Origin of the sequence: Enterobacter sp. ZOR0014, assembly GCF_000798855.1 — a bacterium.
GTDB lineage: Bacteria > Pseudomonadota > Gammaproteobacteria > Enterobacterales > Enterobacteriaceae > Enterobacter > Enterobacter kobei.
Genome location: NZ_JTLF01000364.1, coordinates 1 through 17,233 on the forward strand (window position 1 = coordinate 1; position 17,233 = coordinate 17,233).

Here is a 17,233-nt window from a genome sequence, read left to right on the forward strand (position 1 = left end):
GAACATTGGCCATAATACGAGGGAATGCAAATGATCTCACGCTGGCAATGGATTCTGAAGCAGGTATTTAAAAAGTTATGGTTCAGGGCTGCATTATTCGCAATTGTAGCGATAATGACGGCTCTTTTATCAATTCTGTTTAAATCAATGATCCCTGAGTCGGTATCGGTGAAGGTTGGCGCAGAAGCCGTGGATAACATACTAAATATACTGGCATCGAGTATGCTAGCAGTTACCACATTTTCGCTGAGTATCATGGTCACAGCGTACGGATCAGCTACCACTAATGTGACACCAAGAGCTACACGTTTAGTTGTTGAAGACGTAACCACACAAAATGTACTGGCCACATTCATCGGTTCTTTTCTCTTCAGTCTGGTAGGGATCATTGCTCTTAATATGGGAGCCTACGGAGAAAGGGGGAGAGTCATTTTATTCGTTGTCACACTGGTGGTCATTGGTTTAATTCTCATCACATTGCTTCGTTGGATACAGCATTTGACCTCTCTGGGAAGGGTTGGAGAGACGACTGCAAAGGTTGAGCAGGCGGCGATCGAAGCATTTGTTGAAAGAGCAAAACGCCCATATCTGGGCGGATATCCATGGCTTGAGAACAATGAACAACCAAACGGAACGGTTGCAGTTTATCCGGAGATGATTGGCTATGTTGAATATATTGATATGGTGAAACTCGGCAAGCTGTTGTCTGAGGATCCTCGACATGTTTATCTTGTGGCGCAACCGGGCAGTTTCATTCATCCGTCGATGCCAGTTTTGTATCTGAGTCAGGGGCAGGGGCCATCAATCAGAACCGATTTGCTCGAGACGATCATTGTCTCGGATGTACGTTCCTTTTCTCAGGATCCCCGATTCTGTCTTAGCGTCATGGCTGAAATAGCCTGCAGAGCCCTTTCACCGGCAGTGAACGATCCTGGCACCGCAATTGATGTCATTGGCAGAGGTGTACGGATTCTATCGGCGTATGCGCAGAATAAATCTGACGAAATTGATGTGACATATCCTTCAATACATGTTGCGCCACTTCAGAACAGCGATCTACTTGAAGACTTTTTTTTACCTATTGCCCGTGATGGTGCCAGTATGAGGGAGATTCAGATAAGAGTCCTCAAAGGACTCTCTATGCTGAGCACTGGTTGGCCTGGGATATTTGCTGAGGCCGCGCATACTTTAGCATTTGAAACATTAGAGCATGCAACTCGTGCTGATCATATAGTTTCTGACAGATATCTAATAAAATCAATTTATTATAATTTATTTTATGGCGAAGATTCCAATAAAAAACCATAGCTACGGGGCAAGCGATTCGGTCGTTGGCTAGGTAAGGGCAAAGCATTCGCGTGAGAATGGGCGTCTGCTTTGTGCCAGGAGCGGAAGTTGGAGTGCCAGAGACTCCGTAAAAGTTGATGGTCCGTTTTGAAGGGATACTTATATAGACATGCCTGTCCCTTATATATCATTAATCAGTGCTATTAGATGAATGGCAAGTGATTTTCACTCGCCATTTTATTTTTATTTTTTTAATACCTTTCCGACATTTAATGATTTTGCCAAACCATAAAATATCTGATATTTCATTCCTGTTTTTATTTTTGGTGAAATATTTGCATAACTTCTTTCTCTAAAGCACCAACGTATAAATCTATTATTATCTTCGGTTGTTTCTATATAACATATTACGTTAAGATCAAACAGAAATTGTAGGAAGTCGTTTGCGGTTGTCATGAATTTTGGCTTTGTAGTGGAAATGGAGCCAATGTGAGTTTCAAGTTGTTTATATGCTAAGAGATATTCAGCATAATCGAAAGTGTCTTTTCCTGAGAGGAACTCAAAGAACTTTAAAAAAATCTCATAATGATCACTTCCATAATAAAATGACAAATGATCTTTTATTTCCCCGAGTAAATAGTTAGAGTAATCTCTTTGCATACTAGGATTTTCAAAGTCATCTAAAGTAAATTGATTTTTCCCGCCATCACCGTTGGTGTGTGATTTAATAATCTCGAGCATTCGTAATATATCTCTTGGTCGATAATAGGACCAACGAAGAAAATTAATAAACGATGTGGGGTGGTTATAATCATCACGAACATTGGGTGAGTCCCAAGGGAAATAATGGTCCCAGGCTTGCCCTTTTTCAAGTGCCATTTTTTGCTGAGTCCCAAGCAGATGATCTAGAACCTCAAATAATTGAGAATTACGGTGGTTTACATATTCTGTCCGCCAGTCCAGAAATACTGAATTATCTCTAATTTTTGCATTTTGATTTTGTAATCCTATAGATTCAAAAATATCTGGTCTGATCAAAAGAACTGCTTTCATTCTCCCTTTTCCTCCTTTTATACTTGGGAAGAAATCGTTATTAATCTCCCAGACGGCGTGAGCTAATCCTTTGATACATTCTAGATAGTCATCGTATGGAATTGAGGAAGGTCGAATATCTATACCATCGATAAATAAAATATGGTTTTGAGATAAACGGATTTGGCTAAAGGCCTCTTCAAATTTTTTTTGTATATAAAATAAATTTATCTGAAATCTGCTCTCGGAAAAAGACAAAGATTCTTTTTCTTCACCTTTTAAAGCTGCATGCTTATGAAGTAATTCTGCTGCAATTTTTGATTCCTGAACAAAACTGAGAGCTTGAATTATTTCTGGTGAAAATGCCTTGAGATAATATTCATCTATTGCATCAGTTAGTGATGAGAATTTTGTATAGTTTAGTAACTTTGAAATTGTCCCTTCTTTATCTAATACTTGTTTGGATATTAATAAATACAGAATAACTTTCCATATACCAGAGAAATCAGACAAACTTAAATGCTTTTCGGATTTAAGAGTGATAAATTTTTGGTATTCTGTCTCTCTTATATATTTGGTCGTGGCTAGTGTGTTATTAATGTTATTATTTGAAAGATAAATAGAGTATGCAGTTTTACCAGTACCTTTCTCTCCTACAAGAAACGATATATTCGGCTCGCATAATTCAGATAAGTGATTATCACGTATGAATACTTTATTAAGTAAGTCTTTATTTTCCCTTCTCTTATAATTTTCAGCATCAGCATAACCAAGAGTTAGTTCTTTGATTGGTATCATCGTCACCTCAACTAAAGTAATTGGAAAAAATATGGTTATAAGACATTGGCACTGCCCTGTTACATAACGTTGAGGATATCAACATATGAAATGTAAAGGAACCATTTGTAGATGAATGGACTGAATCGCCGTAGATTAGGTAGTCATCTTTCAGGCTGGCATGTAATGACCAACTTCCGTTCCTCGCTCAAAGCAGACTGTCAGATTTGATTGTGTGTCGCCAGTCATAGCCGTGAGATCAACCCAGGGCTATCACTCATAAACTGCAGCGTTGAATCTTTGTCCGGTAGAGCAATGGCCACAGGCATGTCGACTAATCGAGAACGGCCTTGACAGGATACAGGGAGAGATGATTTATGGCGTGGCAATAATACGGCGTATAAAAAATTTCCAGTGGTAGCAAAAAATGGATGCGGAATGAGAAGGGGGCTGGTGAAAATTTGGGGGCAAATTTGGGGGCAAATTTGCGCTGGGGGCGTGTTTTGGGGCACTAAATCGGCCTTTATTGTCCGATAATGTCCGTATAGGGATTTGGTTAAGTCTTTGAATTATAACTAAGTTATTGTTATTTGGACGGTTGTGATTTTGGCTGTGCAGTCTAACGCTGATTATGTTGCCGTGGGGATAAACATTCAGTAAACCGGGGAAAAGCAACCCCCTTTCCGGGCGGAAAGGGGGGAAGGGGTGTTACTTCAGCTCGTCGACCATGGTAATGGCGCGGCCAATGTAGTTCGCCGGCGTCATGGCTTTCAGGCGCGTTTTCTCTTCTTCTGGCAGTGCCAGACCGTCAATAAACTGTTTCATGCCTTCAGCATCTACACGCTTGCCGCGAGTCAGCTCTTTCAGTTTTTCATACGGCTTTTCAATGCCGTAGCGACGCATTACGGTCTGAATCGGCTCCGCCAGCACTTCCCAGTTGTGATCCAGTTCGTCCAGCAGACGATCGCGATTCACTTCCAGTTTGCTCACGCCTTTCAGGGTGGACTGGTACGCGATCAGCGCGTAGCCAATGCCCACGCCCAGGTTACGCAGTACGGTGGAATCGGTCAGGTCACGCTGCCAGCGGGATACCGGCAGTTTGCTCGCCATATGCTGCAGCACGGCATTCGCCAGGCCCAGGTTGCCTTCGGAGTTTTCGAAGTCAATTGGGTTCACTTTATGCGGCATGGTGGAAGAACCAATTTCACCGGCGATGGTTTTCTGCTTGAAGTGGTTCAGCGCAATGTAGCCCCACACGTCACGATCGAAGTCGATCAGAATGGTGTTGAAGCGCGCGATGCAGTCAAACAGCTCAGCGATATAGTCGTGCGGTTCAATCTGCGTGGTATACGGGTTCCACTGAATACCCAGGGAGGTGACAAACTCTTCGCTGAACTGGTGCCAGTCCACTTCCGGGTAAGCGGCGATGTGGGCATTATAGTTACCGACTGCACCGTTGATTTTGCCAAGAATTTCAACCTGTTCCAGTTGGCGGTACTGGCGCTCCATGCGGTACGCCACGTTCGCCATCTCTTTACCCATGGTGGAAGGGGTGGCTGGCTGGCCGTGAGTACGGGAAAGCAGCGGAATGTCGCGGTATTCCACGGAGAGCGCTTTCACCGCGTCAATGATCTTACGCCAGTAAGGCAGCACAACCTCTTTACGCGCGGTAGAGAGCATCAGCGCGTGAGACAGGTTGTTGATATCTTCAGAGGTACAGGCGAAGTGAATGAACTCTGACACCGCGTGCAGGGCAGGGACGCTTTCCACTTTCTCTTTCAGGAAGTACTCAACCGCTTTCACGTCGTGGTTGGTGGTGCGTTCAATGGTCTTAATGCGCGCGGCATCTTCTTCGCTAAACTCAGCAACGATTTTATCAAGGTAATCGTTTGCCTTTTCGTCAAAAGCAGGAACTTCCTTGATTGCTGCCTGGGCGGCCAGCTTCTGCAGCCAGCGTACTTCAACCTGAACACGGAACTTCAGCAAACCATATTCGCTGAAGATCCCGCGCAGCGCGCTGACTTTATCGCCGTAGCGTCCATCGACAGGGGATACGGCGGTCAGTGAGGATAATTCCATAATTCGCAACTCCGGGAGGTTAACAATGAGCAAGAATTTGTTTTGCCTGAGTGGTCAGGCGATTACGAGAAAACATTAACTGCAGACGGCCACCGCCAACCTGATGCCACAGCACGGCGGCGCGGATCCCTGCCAGCAGGGACGCACGTACTTTTGCCTGCACCTGTGGGCTTTGCAGCACGGCAGGGGATCCGGTGACCTGAATACGTGGGCCCAGCGGGCTGATGACATCAACGTAAATACCGGCCATCGCGCTCAGCAGCGTTTCGGATTGCAGATCAAAATGGTCGAGTTGACGCTGGAGCCCGCCGATACGATCGCCCAGGGTATTGAGCGCGCCTTTCGCCGCGCTCAACTTACGCTCAAGTACCATCAGGCTTAAGGTGTAGCGGGTCAGTTCTGCGTTTAACCCTTGACGACTACTGGCGTTAAGCACGCCAAGCAGGGTTTCAAGACCGAGACGAAGATTGGTTTCACTCCCACCAAATACACCCAGAGTTGAACCGGGGTTAAGGTCGATAACGCTGTTGAGTGAAACGTGCAGGGCATCGGCATCGCAATGACCCTGATGCGCCAGCTGTTGCACCAGACGGGCAGACTGGCAAATTCCTGCCAGCGCCAGGGTGATGTCGTAGTAGTTCTTCGCCACATGGTCTCCTTTATGTGTGCGCTCTGTTAAACAGCGGGCAGCGGCAGGCGCTGTTCAATGATCCCGCCGCCCAGGCAGATTTCGCCGCTGTAGAAGACAGCAGACTGACCCGGGGTGACGGCGGCAACCGGCTCGTCAAAACGCACGTCAATGCGATCGTCATCGAGCGCGGTAACGGTGCAAGGAATATCGGTCTGACGGTAGCGCGTTTTCACCGTGCAGCGCAGCGTGCCTTTCAGCGGCTCGCGATCGACCCAGTGCAGCTGTTGCGCGATAAGGCCAACGGACATCAGACGCGGATGGTCGTGCCCCTGGGCGACAACCAGAATATTGTTTTCGACATCTTTGTCGACCACATACCACGGATCTTCGCTGCCATCTTTGGTTCCACCGATACCCAGACCTTTGCGCTGGCCTAAAGTATGGTACATCAGCCCCTGGTGCTGGCCGATCTCATCGCCATCAACGGTGACAATTTTACCCGGCTGTGCAGGCAGGTAGCGGCCAAGGAAATCACGGAATTTGCGCTCACCGATGAAGCAGATGCCGGTAGAGTCCTTTTTCTTTGCGGTGATCAGGTCCAGCTCTTCCGCGATTTTACGTACCTGCGGCTTTTCCAGCTCGCCAACCGGGAACAGGCTCTGGGCGATCTGTTCGTGGCTCAGGGTATAAAGGAAGTAGCTCTGATCTTTGTTGCCGTCCAGACCGCGCAGCAGTTGGCTTTTGCCATTCACATCTGCACGACGCACGTAGTGGCCGGTCGCAATGTAGTCTGCGCCCAGATCTTCCGCAGCGAATTCCAGGAAGGCTTTAAATTTGATCTCTTTGTTGCACAGAATATCCGGGTTCGGGGTGCGTCCTGCTTTGTACTCTTCCAGGAACAGTTCAAAGACGTTATCCCAGTATTCTGCAGCAAAGTTAACGGTGTGCAGTTCAATGCCGAGCTTATCGCAGACGGCCTGCGCATCGGCGAGATCCGCAGCGGCAGTGCAGTATTCCTCGCCATCATCTTCCTCCCAGTTCTTCATGAACAGGCCCTCCACCTTATAGCCCTGTTGCTGTAACAGGTAGGCGGAAACGGAGGAATCGACACCGCCGGACATGCCGACGATCACTTTTTTCTGGCTGTTATCTGACATGGAATACTCACGACATTGAACTTCAAGGCGGCGTATTCTATCACGCCCCCCCACCATTGGCACCCTCTGTAAACGGCCAGTTAAATGCGCCGATGACTTCCAGCGGTAAGCGGCCAGCAGACTGCCAGCAGCGAATGCTTTCCGCAACCAGCGGCGAGCGCAGGTTTGGCGCGTTAAGGATCTCCTCGGCAGTCACCCACAGGCAGCGGTCGATATCGTCATCCTGCGGCTCTGTGGCGCACATTTCGCTAAGCTCGACGGCAAACAAGAAGCGCAGGAACGGGGTGCTATCGGGCGCAATCCACTGATGCAGTCGGATAAAGTGCTGGGGTTCAGCGTGTATGCCGGTCTCTTCCCACAGCTCGCGTTTTGCTGCCTGCAGTAAGGTCTCATTGGCTTCAAGGTGCCCGGCTGGCTGGTTCCACAGCGCTTTACCGTTAATGCTCTCTTCGACTACAAGGAATTTACCCTGGGCGTGGACCACGCAGGCGACCGTAACATGAGGTTTAAACATAGTGACTCCTTAAGCGGTAACGTCTCGCCATTCACCGTTTGCCAGCGTTTCCAGGGTGTAGCTGCCCATGGCGTAGCGAATCAGACGCAGAGTAGGGAAGCCGACGTGAGCGGTCATGCGCCGAACCTGACGGTTGCGGCCTTCATAAAGGGTGATTTTGAGCCAGCTTGTCGGAATGGATTTGCGTTCGCGGATGGGCGGATTGCGCGGCCATAGCCACTCCGGTTCATTCACGCGTTCAATACCTGCAGGCAGGGTTGGGCCATCGTTCAGCGTTACCCCACGGCGTAATTTCTCCAGCGTTTCTTCGTCCGGTTCGCCTTCGACCTGCACGAAGTAAATTTTGCCCGTGCGTTTTCCCGGCTGTGTGAGCTTTGCCTGCAGAGCGCCGTCGTTGGTTAAAACTAAAAGTCCTTCGCTGTCCCGGTCCAGACGCCCGGCGGCGTAAACGCCCTGAACGGGAATGTAATCCTTCAGCGTGCTGCGTCCGGCCTCATCGGTGAACTGCGGCAAAACATCGTAGGGTTTATTGAACAAAATAACCCGCTTCGGCTGGGTTTCTTGCGGTCTTCTGGCGGCTTGTCGCGAGCTGAATCGCTCAACCCGGTGTTTTGTAAAAGAAGTTTTCTTCATGGTATTTTCAGGCGTTATCAATTGCCGCATTATAGCCTAATAACGAAGACCTTTCATGGCGCAGGACATTCAGGTACTATCGAAGGGCTCATTACAATTTATTAACATAAGATCAGTAACAACCAGAAGCGCTCGAAGGAGAGGTTAATGGAAAGCAAAGTAGTTGTTCCGGCGGAAGGTAAAAAGATCACCCTGCAAAACGGCAAGATTAACGTTCCTCACAATCCGATTATCCCGTTCATTGAAGGTGACGGTATCGGTGTAGACGTTACCCCGGCAATGCTGAAAGTGGTTGATGCCGCTGTTGAGAAAGCCTACAAAGGCGAGCGTAAAATTTCCTGGATGGAAATTTACACCGGTGAGAAATCGACTCAAGTTTATGGCCAGGATGTCTGGCTGCCAGCAGAAACGCTGGACCTGATCCGCGACTACCGCGTTGCTATCAAAGGCCCATTGACCACCCCAGTCGGCGGCGGTATCCGCTCCCTGAACGTGGCACTGCGTCAGGAGCTGGACCTGTACGTCTGTCTGCGTCCGGTGCGTTACTATCAGGGCACCCCAAGCCCGGTTAAGCACCCTGAACTGACCGATATGGTTATCTTCCGCGAAAACTCAGAAGACATCTACGCGGGCATCGAGTGGAAAGCAGACTCTGCAGACGCAGAAAAAGTGATTAAATTCCTGCGCGAAGAGATGGGCGTGAAGAAAATTCGCTTCCCTGAACATTGCGGTATCGGCATCAAGCCGTGCTCCGAAGAAGGGACTAAACGTCTGGTGCGCGCGGCTATCGAATACGCGATCACCAACGACCGTGACTCTGTGACTCTGGTTCACAAAGGCAACATCATGAAGTTCACCGAAGGTGCCTTCAAAGACTGGGGTTACCAGTTGGCGAAAGAAGAGTTCGGCGGTGAGCTGATCGACGGTGGCCCGTGGCAGAAGATCAAGAACCCGAACACCGGCAAAGAGATCATCGTTAAAGATGTGATCGCCGATGCGTTCCTGCAGCAGATCCTGCTGCGTCCTGCTGAATACGACGTGATTGCCTGTATGAACCTGAACGGTGACTACATCTCTGACGCCCTGGCAGCACAGGTTGGCGGTATCGGAATCGCCCCTGGTGCAAACATCGGTGACGAGTGCGCTCTGTTCGAGGCGACCCACGGTACTGCTCCTAAATATGCAGGTCAGGACAAAGTGAACCCAGGCTCTATCATCCTGTCCGCAGAGATGATGCTCCGTCATATGGAATGGTTCGAAGCGGCAGACCTGATCGTGAAAGGTATGGAAGGCGCGATCAACGCCAAAACCGTTACCTATGACTTCGAACGTCTGATGGAAGGCGCTAAACTGCTGAAATGTTCAGAGTTTGGCGACGCGATCATCGCGAACATGTAATCCAGACTCTGGGTTAAACAAGAGCGGGGGCCTGAGGGTTCCCGTTTTTTTTGCCTCTGCCTGCAGGAAATAACACGATGCTAGCCACTGTTCTTATCGCTGTCGTTGCATTTATCCATCTTTACATCCTTGTGCTGGAAATGTTCCTGTGGGACACCAGAACCGGGCATAAGGCGTTTAATCTCAGCCCGGAATTTGCGCGTGAAACCCGCGTGCTGGCCGCGAATCAGGGGCTATACAACGGTTTTCTTGCGGCGGGTTTGCTCTGGAGCCTCTGGCTCGGTGAAGAGGGTGTTCATGTGGCCATCTTCTTCCTGGCCTGCGTGCTGATTGCCGGTCTCTTTGGCGCAGTGACCGCCAGCCGGAAGATTCTGTATGTTCAGGCTTTACCTGCGCTTGCCGCCCTGCTTGCGCTGCTTATCTGAAGCAACGCGTTGGTCAACCGTGCGTCGTCCGATATACTTGTGGCTTCATCCTGAGAGGTTTAGACAGTTATGAATAACGACATCCCATTGAAGTATTATGACATCGTCGAAGAATACGCGACGGAAGCCGCAAAGCCTGTCAGTGAGTCAGAGCAGGACCCACTGGCGCATTATTTCCAGCTGCTGCTCACGCGGTTATCAAATAATGAGGAGATTGATGAGGAAGCTCAGCAAGAGATGGCGCGTGAAGCCGGGGTTCATGCTGAACGTATTGATGATATTGCGAACTTCCTTAATCAGTGGGGAAATGAATAGCCTACCGCGCCAGACCCAGGAGCCGCTTCGCAAGCTCACGGCGGGAAACAGATTTTGAAAAATACCATCCCTGAACCAGAGCCTCAGGATATCGTTCAGCAATAAAGCGGAATTGTATTTCGTTCTCAACGCCTTCGAAAACCAGCGTTTTATTCAGTTTTGCGAGGGCGTCGCTAAAGATCACAAAAATGTTCTGCTTATAATGCTCACTGATGCCATCGACCAGCGACTTGTCGATTTTGATCTCATCATATTCAAGAAGCGAAAGCCTGGCCAGGTTGGAGTTTTGCACACCGAAGTCATCAATGGATATTCTGACACCAAAGGATTTTAACTTCTGACAGAAGCCCTCCAGAATATTCGCGGTGGAAACGGCTTTTTCAGAGAGCTCGACTTTTACCAGAGACAGCGGAATGTTGTTGGCTAAACATCCACGGCGCAAAATGCTGATAAATTGTCCATCTTCAATTTCCGTTCGACCAACATTGAGCGAAACGACCAGCTGATGCTTAAGCACCAGCGGTGCTATGTCCTTAAGGGATTTCTCAAGAATATGGGTATAATATTTTTTATACAAACCAATTTTCTGGATTAATGGAATAAACAATTCCGGCGAGACGTCACCGTGTTTTGCGTCGCGCCATCTCGATAAAACCTCCACGCCCACTATTTTGCTATCCTGAATGCGAATTATGGGCTGGTAGTGAACGCCAATAGTGTTGGTTAAGACGGCTTTAACCAACGTCCGTTCCAGTGAAAAGCGGTCTTCATTGAGTCGAAAGAAAAATAACGTTATCGCAATCCAGATAAAACATAAAATAGCCACGAGAAAGGCAAACACCGCGGGAGATAACGAGGCCAGTCCTGCATGGTGATGCTTCACAATGACGCACAAATCCCAGGAAGTGCTGCACTGTGTGAGGGTGAGGGTAAATAACGTGGAATGTACCCCATCCTGTTCTTTTACCTCATGGGTTGCTGAAAAAAATATTCTGGCAAAGTCTTTGGTGGTTGCGCTGAGTGAGTAATTGTTGGTAACCGGGGTGAATTTATCGTAAGCGTAGCGGGAGGAGAAGATAATAAGATTATTGTAGATGGCCGCATTGCCCGTGAAAAAATCTTTTCTGGAAAATTGCGCGAGCAGGAATCCCCTGGGTGTTTTATGGAGCTCTTCTGGCAGGGGGACAGGGTTAGCGAGTTTTCCCCAAAAAGCGGTACAGATTATTTTTCCCTGCTCTATAAAACCGATGTCTGCAAAATAAAGGCTGTCGAGCTTAATCTGTCTGTAGCGATCAAGGCTGGCTTTGTCGCATCCCTGAGTGGTCAGGCCTTTAAGTGTCTGCGCCACGCTCTGAGACAGGCCTTCTGAATACTGTAAAAGGGTCTGGGAAATCTCACGCAGTTTGCTTTTCTGCTGGCCCATGATAACCGCATTGACCGTATAGAGAGACAGAAAGACCAGAAACGCTGAAACGATAGTAACGGCAACGATCTTTTTCATTTTCCAGATACCTTGTCCGCTCCCTGATTTTTCAAATCTTATCACAGGCTGGGCTTGCTACAACCCCGATAATATGGGTAGTCAGCCTAATCCAGGCGGATGAACTATGCTTAAGTGCAATTCATTTTCCTCTTAACCTGAGCTTTGTTACAGTGACAAGAGTTGTCAGCAAGGGATGTCAGGCGTGATAAGGTGGAAAAGCTCGTGCATGTCAAAAATACTTTTTACACAACAACCATAACCGTCATCATTGTCTCGTTGATCATTTCATTGTCGCTTGCCGTGCAGATTGCAACGTCCCGACAGCAGTCAATCCAGCAGATCAATACCAGCGTTGCCAACCTGAGCCATACCCTGAATGTCTATACAGAAGGCATCATACGCCAAAGTGAAATGTTGATTACCACCGTTTCCGACACCCTTGAAATTTATGGCATGACCCCGCAACAGGCGATCAATATTCAGCGAATGATAAGCAATCAGGATAACCTTCTTACCCAGATTAATAATGTGGTTGTCTATGATGCGCAGGGGGATATCTTCACCGCCTTGCACGAAACTTTAGCAGGTCCCCGTAAAGGCGCGGACCGGTCATTCTTTGTCTATCACAAGGAAAATAAAAGCCAGCAGATATTTATTGGCGAGCCAGTGATAAGCAGAACCAATGGTAAATGGGTTATTACCATAAGCCGACGCCTTGAGACTCACACGGGGGCATTTAACGGCGTCGTGGTGGTGACGCTGGGTATCGAAAACTTTCTGACCCTTTATGGACAGATCAATATCGGACACGCGGCCGTTATTGGCTTAACGACACAAACAGGCGTTTTACTGATTCGCTACCCCTTTAAGAATACCTATATCGGTACGATTTTTTCAGATTCTCCTCTCTTCAGGAAATACCTAAAAGTACAAAATACAGGGATAGCCAGCTCCGTTTCCCGGTTTGATAAAATCGAACGCATTTATGCCTATGAGAAAAACAGCCGCTACGGACTGGTCACGACGGTGGCGGTCAGCGCGGATGAAGCCCTTTCCCCCTGGCGCAAGCAGGCGATTCAGCTTGCCTTACTTATTTTCGTTTTTACCGCGATACTCATCGTGGCGTCTTATTTCCTGTATTCCGACTTATCCAGAAAAACACGGGATAACAAAGCGCTAAAGATTATTGCCTCGGAGGATGCCCTGACCGGGCTTTATAACCGACGTATTTTCGATGAAAAAATTCTCTCCGACATCGCGACGTGTGCGGCAGAGGACGCGCCGATTTCGCTCCTCCTCGTGGATGTGGACTACTTCAAAAAGTACAACGATAACTATGGTCACCCGGAAGGGGACAGGTGTCTGGCATTACTGGGAAACTGCCTCAGGGAAAGCCTCACTCGCGACAACCAGCTTGTGGCGCGATATGGCGGGGAGGAGTTTGCATTGATATTGCCTGAATCGGATATCCAGGAGGCGCTCCGCCTTGCACAGACGATTATTCGCAATGTCTTCTCTCTCCACATTGAACACGCGTTCAGTCCTTTCGGGCGGGTCACGGTGAGTGTAGGCATATCTACTGCGCGTGCTGTCGACATCGCGGGCAGTCAGCAGAATATTATTATTGCCGCGGACCAGGCGCTCTATCAGGCAAAACGCGGAGGCCGTAACCGGCACGCTTTTGTTGGGGTATAACCCAAAAAAAAGCCCACGAAAGCGTGGGCAAGAAATACTGGAAGCAATGTGAGCAATGTCGTACTGAATACCTGAGTATTTCTCTCAACTATTCAGTGTTGAGAAAGATAATCTTTCTCAACAAAAGATGCAACCCCACATTTCCTGGGGAAGGGCATTTTGATGGCAAAATGCGCATCCGGTCAGTGTGAGGCTTATCACAAATTTCCTTTCTCAAATCCTGTGCTATCCTTTTTTGTGTCGTTGATTTAATGACAAAAACCATACAGAGAGGAAAGTTATGGGAATTTTATCCTGGATTATCTTTGGGCTTATTGCGGGTATTCTGGCGAAGTGGATCATGCCGGGCAAAGATGGCGGTGGGTTTATCGTCACCGTAATACTGGGTATTGTCGGCGCGGTAGTCGGCGGCTGGATCAGTACGCTGTTCGGCTTCGGGAAAGTAGATGGCTTTAACTTCGGCAGCTTTGCGGTTGCGGTGATCGGCGCGCTGGTTGTGCTGTTTATCTACAGAAAGATCAAAAGCTAAAACTGAAGCGTTAAAAAAGGCTGCCGGATGGCGGCCTTTTTACATCACGGGTTCACCACCAGCCAAGCTGCGTGCCAGCAAAGGCCACAATGGCGATGATTAACATAATGAGCGTGGTTTTTCTCATTTATGCCCCCGGTGCAGCGTAACCACCGACAAAAAACCACGCCAGAAACACGACCGCCGTTATAAAAATAACGACAGGGAAGAGGATCCCTATTCTCATATCATCACCTTTTTCTTTTTATAACGCCGTAGAGTGTACGGGGTTAATCCATCGCGAGAAAGCGTGTTTTGCTTTTTCCTTTCTTATCCTGATACATCGCCACATCAGCAGCACGTAATGCGCTGTCTGGATCGGTTACGTCTGGGTCCACTTCGATGACGCCGAGGCTGGCTCCCGGATAAATAAGGTTAATGTTACCCAGCCAGTATTCCCCTGCAATGCGGGCGCTGAAGCGCGCTTTAAGCTGATTCATGTGCTCCTCATTGTCGACATGACTCAGAGAGGCCACCAGAAATTCATCGCCGCCCAGCCGACCAATGATATCGTCCTGCTGTTTTTCTGCGGTCAAACGCTTGCCCACTTCAATCAGGAACTGGTCGCCTGCTTCATGCCCATACCGATCGTTAATCAATTTAAAATCGTCCAGGTCGATAAACGCAATGATGGCGTTACGTTTCAGGTGTCGAGCCAGGGAAAACAGAGTAGTCAGATCCTCAAAGATGGCGCGACGGTTGGGCAGGCCGGTAAGGGCATCGGTATAAGAGTGTGCGATGAGCGCCGCGTTGGCTTCCCGAAGCTGGTTCACCAGAGATTCTTTCTGAATGTACTGACCAATCAACCCGGCGAATAATTTTAACATCTGTTCACCGCGCTCGCTGAGCGGCTTTTTAGCCGTGCTGGTGGCGCAAAGCGTACCGTAAAGCGAGCCATCGGCGAGATGAACCGGAATGCTCATGTAAGTGGTAATACCGAGAGCTTTCGCCGCTTCGCACTCCGGCCAGCGCTCGGGGACATCGTTACTGAAGATGGTGTCGCTATCCAGCGCGCGCTTACACAGCGTTTCATCCCAGGGCACGCTCAGCCCCTCCGGGATCGTCATCTGCTTACTGTTTCGGGCATAAAGGATATGCTGCAGCCGCGCCTGGATATCCACCTTCGTCAGGTAAGTCGACTCCATATCGGTGACGATTTCCAGCATCTCCAGCAGCTGACGAACGAGACTTTCAAGGGATTGCTCAGTAACGAGGGTTTCTGAAACACGGGCAAGGATAATATCCGACATGACGTAGAAAGACTCCCAGGCAGAAGACGTCTGCATCTGCATGTTATGCTGAATTATTAGGCTTCAGGCATAGTAAAACATGAATGCAGAAAATTTTATATATGGAGAAAGCGGCGCTGAGCCGTTACCCTTAGGCAAAGATGATGTCACAAGGATCGATGCGATGAGATTTCTGCTTCTGGCGCTGACGCTTCCCCTGGCCGCCTGTACCGCAAAAACAACCCCACCCGATGCGCCCAAACCGCCACAGGCCGTAGGTATGGCGAACCCGGCTTCCGTTTACTGTCTGGAAAAGGGCGGGGAACAGATCCCGATTCAAAGCCCGCAGGGTGTTCGTACCGAGTGCAAGCTGCCGGGTGGTGAAGTGATCGACGAATGGACGCTCTATCGTCGCGATCATCCGCAACCCACCAGGTGACAGAAGGGCAGGTCCTGCGATACACTTCTCTTTAGGATTATTCTTAGCCAGTATCTGGCTACTGTTACCGCGAGAGAAGTATGTTTCAGCTTAAACCGGGCAGCATGGCGATGATCATCGGTGCCCGCACGGCGTCTGGCCGTCGCAATATTGGTAAATCTGTTGAGTTGTTTGGTCTTTGCCAGCCTGGCCTGCGTTTTGTAAACCCGGTTAACGGCGTGATGACGCAATTACCCGCAAGTGCGGATCGTGCGCTTTGGCTGGTCACCGGAGACGTCTACGCCTTTGACAATCAGCACGGCTTTGCGTTTGTTCGCGCCGAACATCTGATGCCGCTCACCCCTGATCAAGCCCCGCAAATGCTGGATGAGCTGACAATCAGCTGATCACAAATGGCGTAGCCAGTCGGCTAAAACCAGGGCGTGATTCTGTTCCGTGTTTTTCGCGCCATAGAGGAGGGTGAGAGTCTGCTTGTGTGCCAGCGCCGCAAGACGCCTTCCCTCGTCCTTATGCTGCGCCAGTTCTTCCTGATAGGCTTTACTGAAAGTCGCAAAATCAATAGCTTCGCTATGATACTCCTGACGTAATGCGTTCGATGGCGCGAGTGTTTTACACCATTCGTCATGGGCGAGGTCCGTTTTTTTAACCCCGCGCGGCCAGAGTCTGTCCACCAGCACCCGATAGCCATCGTCCGGGCTTGCCTGCTCATAGACGCGTTTGCACTGAATCATAATTCCACCCTCCCAATTTAAGGTATTGTGATAATTGCAGAAGATCGGTAGTCTGAGGTTCCTTATGTTATCTGATAATACTCTGGCATAAGGAACCTTTCATGGAACACCTCCCGGTTAAAACGACGCTCCGCATTGCGCTGGTTGGCGATTACAATCCTGATGTTATTGCACACAAGGCGATCCCGCTGGCCATTGACGATGCTGCGGCCGTTCTTGACCTCACCGCCGATTACGACTGGCTTGCTACCCCGGAATTAACCAGTTCTGAGGATCTGGTGGGCTACGATGCCATCTGGCTGGTTCCTGCGAGCCCCTATAAAAACACAGAGGCCGCCTTTATCGCCGCACGCTACGCCCGTGAAAACAGTATTCCGTTCCTGGGGACCTGCGGTGGGTTCCAGCATGCGCTGATTGAGTATGCCCGTAACGTGCTGGGCTGGCACGATGCGGCACATGCTGAGACGGATACCGAAGGCACTATGGTGATTGCGCCGCTGACCTGCTCGCTGGTGGAAATATCCGATGCCATTGAACTGCGCAGCAATACGCTGATCGCCAAAGCCTACGGCAAACCCGAAATTGAAGAGGGATATCACTGCAACTATGGTGTGTCGCCGGAATTTGCTCAGGCGCTGGAGAGCGGTGATATGCGCGTGACGGGCTGGGACGAACAGGGGGAAATCCGTGCGGCGGAGCTGATAACCCACCCGTTCTTTGTGATCACTTTGTTCCAGCACGAGCGTGCTGCGCTGGAAGGACGTCCGGTGGTTCTCGTAAAGGCAATGCTTCGCGCGGCGCGGGGCTAAAACAGGGCAGACCCGATGGTCTGCCTTCGTG

19 protein-coding genes are annotated in these 17,233 nt (G+C 49.3%); 9 read left to right on the forward strand and 10 right to left on the reverse strand.

Annotation, left to right across the window (positions count from 1 at the left end; genetic code table 11):
• Positions 1–30 precede the first annotated feature (30 nt).
• Positions 31–1,308 (forward strand): DUF2254 domain-containing protein, encoded by a 1,278-nt coding sequence (locus L977_RS20660; RefSeq protein ID WP_047626855.1) that lies wholly within the window; start codon positions 31–33, stop codon positions 1,306–1,308.
• Positions 1,309–1,530: 222 nt separating this feature from the next.
• Here L977_RS20660 and L977_RS20665 read toward each other — a convergent pair whose 3' ends face one another.
• From L977_RS20665 to rluE, 6 genes are all read right to left on the reverse strand, one after another.
• Positions 1,531–3,117 carry a P-loop ATPase, Sll1717 family gene (locus tag L977_RS20665; RefSeq protein ID WP_047626849.1) on the reverse strand — a complete coding sequence of 529 codons (1,587 nt, stop codon included), beginning with the start codon at positions 3,115–3,117 and terminating at the stop codon, positions 1,531–1,533.
• 687 nt (positions 3,118–3,804) lie between these two features.
• Positions 3,805–5,175, reverse strand: a complete 1,371-nt coding sequence (purB, locus tag L977_RS20670; RefSeq protein WP_014883421.1) for an adenylosuccinate lyase — start codon at positions 5,173–5,175, stop codon at positions 3,805–3,807.
• A gap of 19 nt (positions 5,176–5,194) precedes the next feature.
• Positions 5,195–5,824: a high frequency lysogenization protein HflD gene (hflD, locus tag L977_RS20675; protein WP_014883422.1), complete on the reverse strand. Its 630-nt coding sequence runs from the start codon at positions 5,822–5,824 to the stop codon at positions 5,195–5,197.
• A gap of 26 nt (positions 5,825–5,850) precedes the next feature.
• Positions 5,851–6,963: a tRNA 2-thiouridine(34) synthase MnmA gene (mnmA, locus tag L977_RS20680; protein ID WP_014883423.1), complete on the reverse strand. Its 1,113-nt coding sequence runs from the start codon at positions 6,961–6,963 to the stop codon at positions 5,851–5,853.
• A gap of 40 nt (positions 6,964–7,003) precedes the next feature.
• A complete protein-coding gene (locus L977_RS20685) occupies positions 7,004–7,477 on the reverse strand; it encodes an NUDIX hydrolase (RefSeq protein WP_014883424.1) in 474 nt (157 codons plus the stop codon).
• A 9-nt stretch (positions 7,478–7,486) separates the two neighbouring features.
• Complete coding sequence (rluE, locus tag L977_RS20690; protein WP_014883425.1) at positions 7,487–8,140, reverse strand: 23S rRNA pseudouridine(2457) synthase RluE; 654 nt, start codon at positions 8,138–8,140, stop codon at positions 7,487–7,489.
• A gap of 117 nt (positions 8,141–8,257) precedes the next feature.
• Here rluE and icd point away from each other — a divergent pair, with 117 nt between their 5' ends.
• The 3 genes from icd to L977_RS20705 all read left to right on the forward strand — a co-directional run bounded on the left by icd (position 8,258) and on the right by L977_RS20705 (position 10,248).
• The gene (gene icd, locus L977_RS20695; RefSeq protein ID WP_014883426.1) at positions 8,258–9,508 is read left to right on the forward strand and encodes an NADP-dependent isocitrate dehydrogenase; all 1,251 of its coding nucleotides are present in this window, start codon (positions 8,258–8,260) and stop codon (positions 9,506–9,508) included.
• A gap of 77 nt (positions 9,509–9,585) precedes the next feature.
• Positions 9,586–9,933: a DUF1304 domain-containing protein gene (locus L977_RS20700; RefSeq protein ID WP_014883427.1), complete on the forward strand. Its 348-nt coding sequence runs from the start codon at positions 9,586–9,588 to the stop codon at positions 9,931–9,933.
• Positions 9,934–10,002: 69 nt separating this feature from the next.
• Positions 10,003–10,248, forward strand: coding sequence for a DUF2543 family protein (locus L977_RS20705; protein WP_014883428.1), 246 nt, complete (start codon positions 10,003–10,005; stop codon positions 10,246–10,248).
• Between the two features lies 1 nt (position 10,249).
• On the opposite strand, the gene L977_RS20710 is transcribed toward L977_RS20705, so the two are convergent.
• Positions 10,250–11,749 (reverse strand): EAL domain-containing protein, encoded by a 1,500-nt coding sequence (locus L977_RS20710; RefSeq protein WP_047626850.1) that lies wholly within the window; start codon positions 11,747–11,749, stop codon positions 10,250–10,252.
• Positions 11,750–11,941: 192 nt separating this feature from the next.
• Between L977_RS20710 and L977_RS20715 the strand changes: the two genes are divergently transcribed.
• Positions 11,942–13,426 (forward strand): sensor domain-containing diguanylate cyclase, encoded by a 1,485-nt coding sequence (locus L977_RS20715; protein WP_231563652.1) that lies wholly within the window; start codon positions 11,942–11,944, stop codon positions 13,424–13,426.
• A 280-nt stretch (positions 13,427–13,706) separates the two neighbouring features.
• A complete protein-coding gene (locus tag L977_RS20720) occupies positions 13,707–13,955 on the forward strand; it encodes a GlsB/YeaQ/YmgE family stress response membrane protein (RefSeq protein ID WP_008500746.1) in 249 nt (82 codons plus the stop codon).
• Positions 13,956–14,082: 127 nt separating this feature from the next.
• Here the strand turns inward: L977_RS20720 and L977_RS24600 are convergent, their stop codons facing one another.
• The gene (locus tag L977_RS24600) at positions 14,083–14,181 is read right to left on the reverse strand and encodes a YoaK family small membrane protein (RefSeq protein WP_014883431.1); all 99 of its coding nucleotides are present in this window, start codon (positions 14,179–14,181) and stop codon (positions 14,083–14,085) included.
• A 43-nt stretch (positions 14,182–14,224) separates the two neighbouring features.
• Positions 14,225–15,244, reverse strand: coding sequence for a sensor domain-containing diguanylate cyclase (locus tag L977_RS20730; RefSeq protein WP_032637908.1), 1,020 nt, complete (start codon positions 15,242–15,244; stop codon positions 14,225–14,227).
• A 163-nt stretch (positions 15,245–15,407) separates the two neighbouring features.
• Here L977_RS20730 and L977_RS20735 point away from each other — a divergent pair, with 163 nt between their 5' ends.
• Together L977_RS20735 and L977_RS20740 are read left to right on the forward strand one after the other, a co-directional pair.
• Positions 15,408–15,662, forward strand: a complete 255-nt coding sequence (locus L977_RS20735) for a putative hemolysin (protein WP_023332730.1) — start codon at positions 15,408–15,410, stop codon at positions 15,660–15,662.
• Positions 15,663–15,742: 80 nt separating this feature from the next.
• Positions 15,743–16,048, forward strand: coding sequence for a hypothetical protein (locus tag L977_RS20740; RefSeq protein WP_023332731.1), 306 nt, complete (start codon positions 15,743–15,745; stop codon positions 16,046–16,048).
• On the opposite strand, the gene L977_RS20745 is transcribed toward L977_RS20740, so the two are convergent.
• Positions 16,049–16,393 carry a DUF488 domain-containing protein gene (locus L977_RS20745; protein WP_032636933.1) on the reverse strand — a complete coding sequence of 115 codons (345 nt, stop codon included), beginning with the start codon at positions 16,391–16,393 and terminating at the stop codon, positions 16,049–16,051.
• Positions 16,394–16,494: 101 nt separating this feature from the next.
• Between L977_RS20745 and L977_RS20750 the strand changes: the two genes are divergently transcribed.
• Complete coding sequence (locus tag L977_RS20750) at positions 16,495–17,202, forward strand: CTP synthase C-terminal region-related (seleno)protein (protein ID WP_032636932.1); 708 nt, start codon at positions 16,495–16,497, stop codon at positions 17,200–17,202.
• Positions 17,203–17,233 lie beyond the last annotated feature (31 nt).

Excerpts from the sequence above, each read along its gene's own strand:
- mnmA (WP_014883423.1), bottom strand. The coding sequence starts at position 6,963 with ATGTCAGATAACAGCCAGAAAAAAGTGATCGTCGGCATGTCCGGCGGT.
- L977_RS20750 (WP_032636932.1), top strand. The coding sequence starts at position 16,495 with ATGGAACACCTCCCGGTTAAAACGACGCTCCGCATTGCGCTGGTTGGC.
- L977_RS20705 (WP_014883428.1), top strand. The coding sequence starts at position 10,003 with ATGAATAACGACATCCCATTGAAGTATTATGACATCGTCGAAGAATAC.
- rluE (WP_014883425.1), bottom strand. The coding sequence starts at position 8,140 with ATGCGGCAATTGATAACGCCTGAAAATACCATGAAGAAAACTTCTTTT.
- L977_RS20720 (WP_008500746.1), top strand. The coding sequence starts at position 13,707 with ATGGGAATTTTATCCTGGATTATCTTTGGGCTTATTGCGGGTATTCTG.
- L977_RS20700 (WP_014883427.1), top strand. The coding sequence starts at position 9,586 with ATGCTAGCCACTGTTCTTATCGCTGTCGTTGCATTTATCCATCTTTAC.
- L977_RS20665 (WP_047626849.1), bottom strand. The coding sequence starts at position 3,117 with ATGATACCAATCAAAGAACTAACTCTTGGTTATGCTGATGCTGAAAAT.
- L977_RS20730 (WP_032637908.1), bottom strand. The coding sequence starts at position 15,244 with ATGTCGGATATTATCCTTGCCCGTGTTTCAGAAACCCTCGTTACTGAG.
- L977_RS20685 (WP_014883424.1), bottom strand. The coding sequence starts at position 7,477 with ATGTTTAAACCTCATGTTACGGTCGCCTGCGTGGTCCACGCCCAGGGT.
- icd (WP_014883426.1), top strand. The coding sequence starts at position 8,258 with ATGGAAAGCAAAGTAGTTGTTCCGGCGGAAGGTAAAAAGATCACCCTG.
- L977_RS20735 (WP_023332730.1), top strand. The coding sequence starts at position 15,408 with ATGAGATTTCTGCTTCTGGCGCTGACGCTTCCCCTGGCCGCCTGTACC.
- L977_RS20740 (WP_023332731.1), top strand. The coding sequence starts at position 15,743 with ATGTTTCAGCTTAAACCGGGCAGCATGGCGATGATCATCGGTGCCCGC.
- purB (WP_014883421.1), bottom strand. The coding sequence starts at position 5,175 with ATGGAATTATCCTCACTGACCGCCGTATCCCCTGTCGATGGACGCTAC.
- L977_RS20660 (WP_047626855.1), top strand. The coding sequence starts at position 31 with ATGATCTCACGCTGGCAATGGATTCTGAAGCAGGTATTTAAAAAGTTA.
- L977_RS20710 (WP_047626850.1), bottom strand. The coding sequence starts at position 11,749 with ATGAAAAAGATCGTTGCCGTTACTATCGTTTCAGCGTTTCTGGTCTTT.
- L977_RS24600 (WP_014883431.1), bottom strand. The coding sequence starts at position 14,181 with ATGAGAATAGGGATCCTCTTCCCTGTCGTTATTTTTATAACGGCGGTC.
- L977_RS20745 (WP_032636933.1), bottom strand. The coding sequence starts at position 16,393 with ATGATTCAGTGCAAACGCGTCTATGAGCAGGCAAGCCCGGACGATGGC.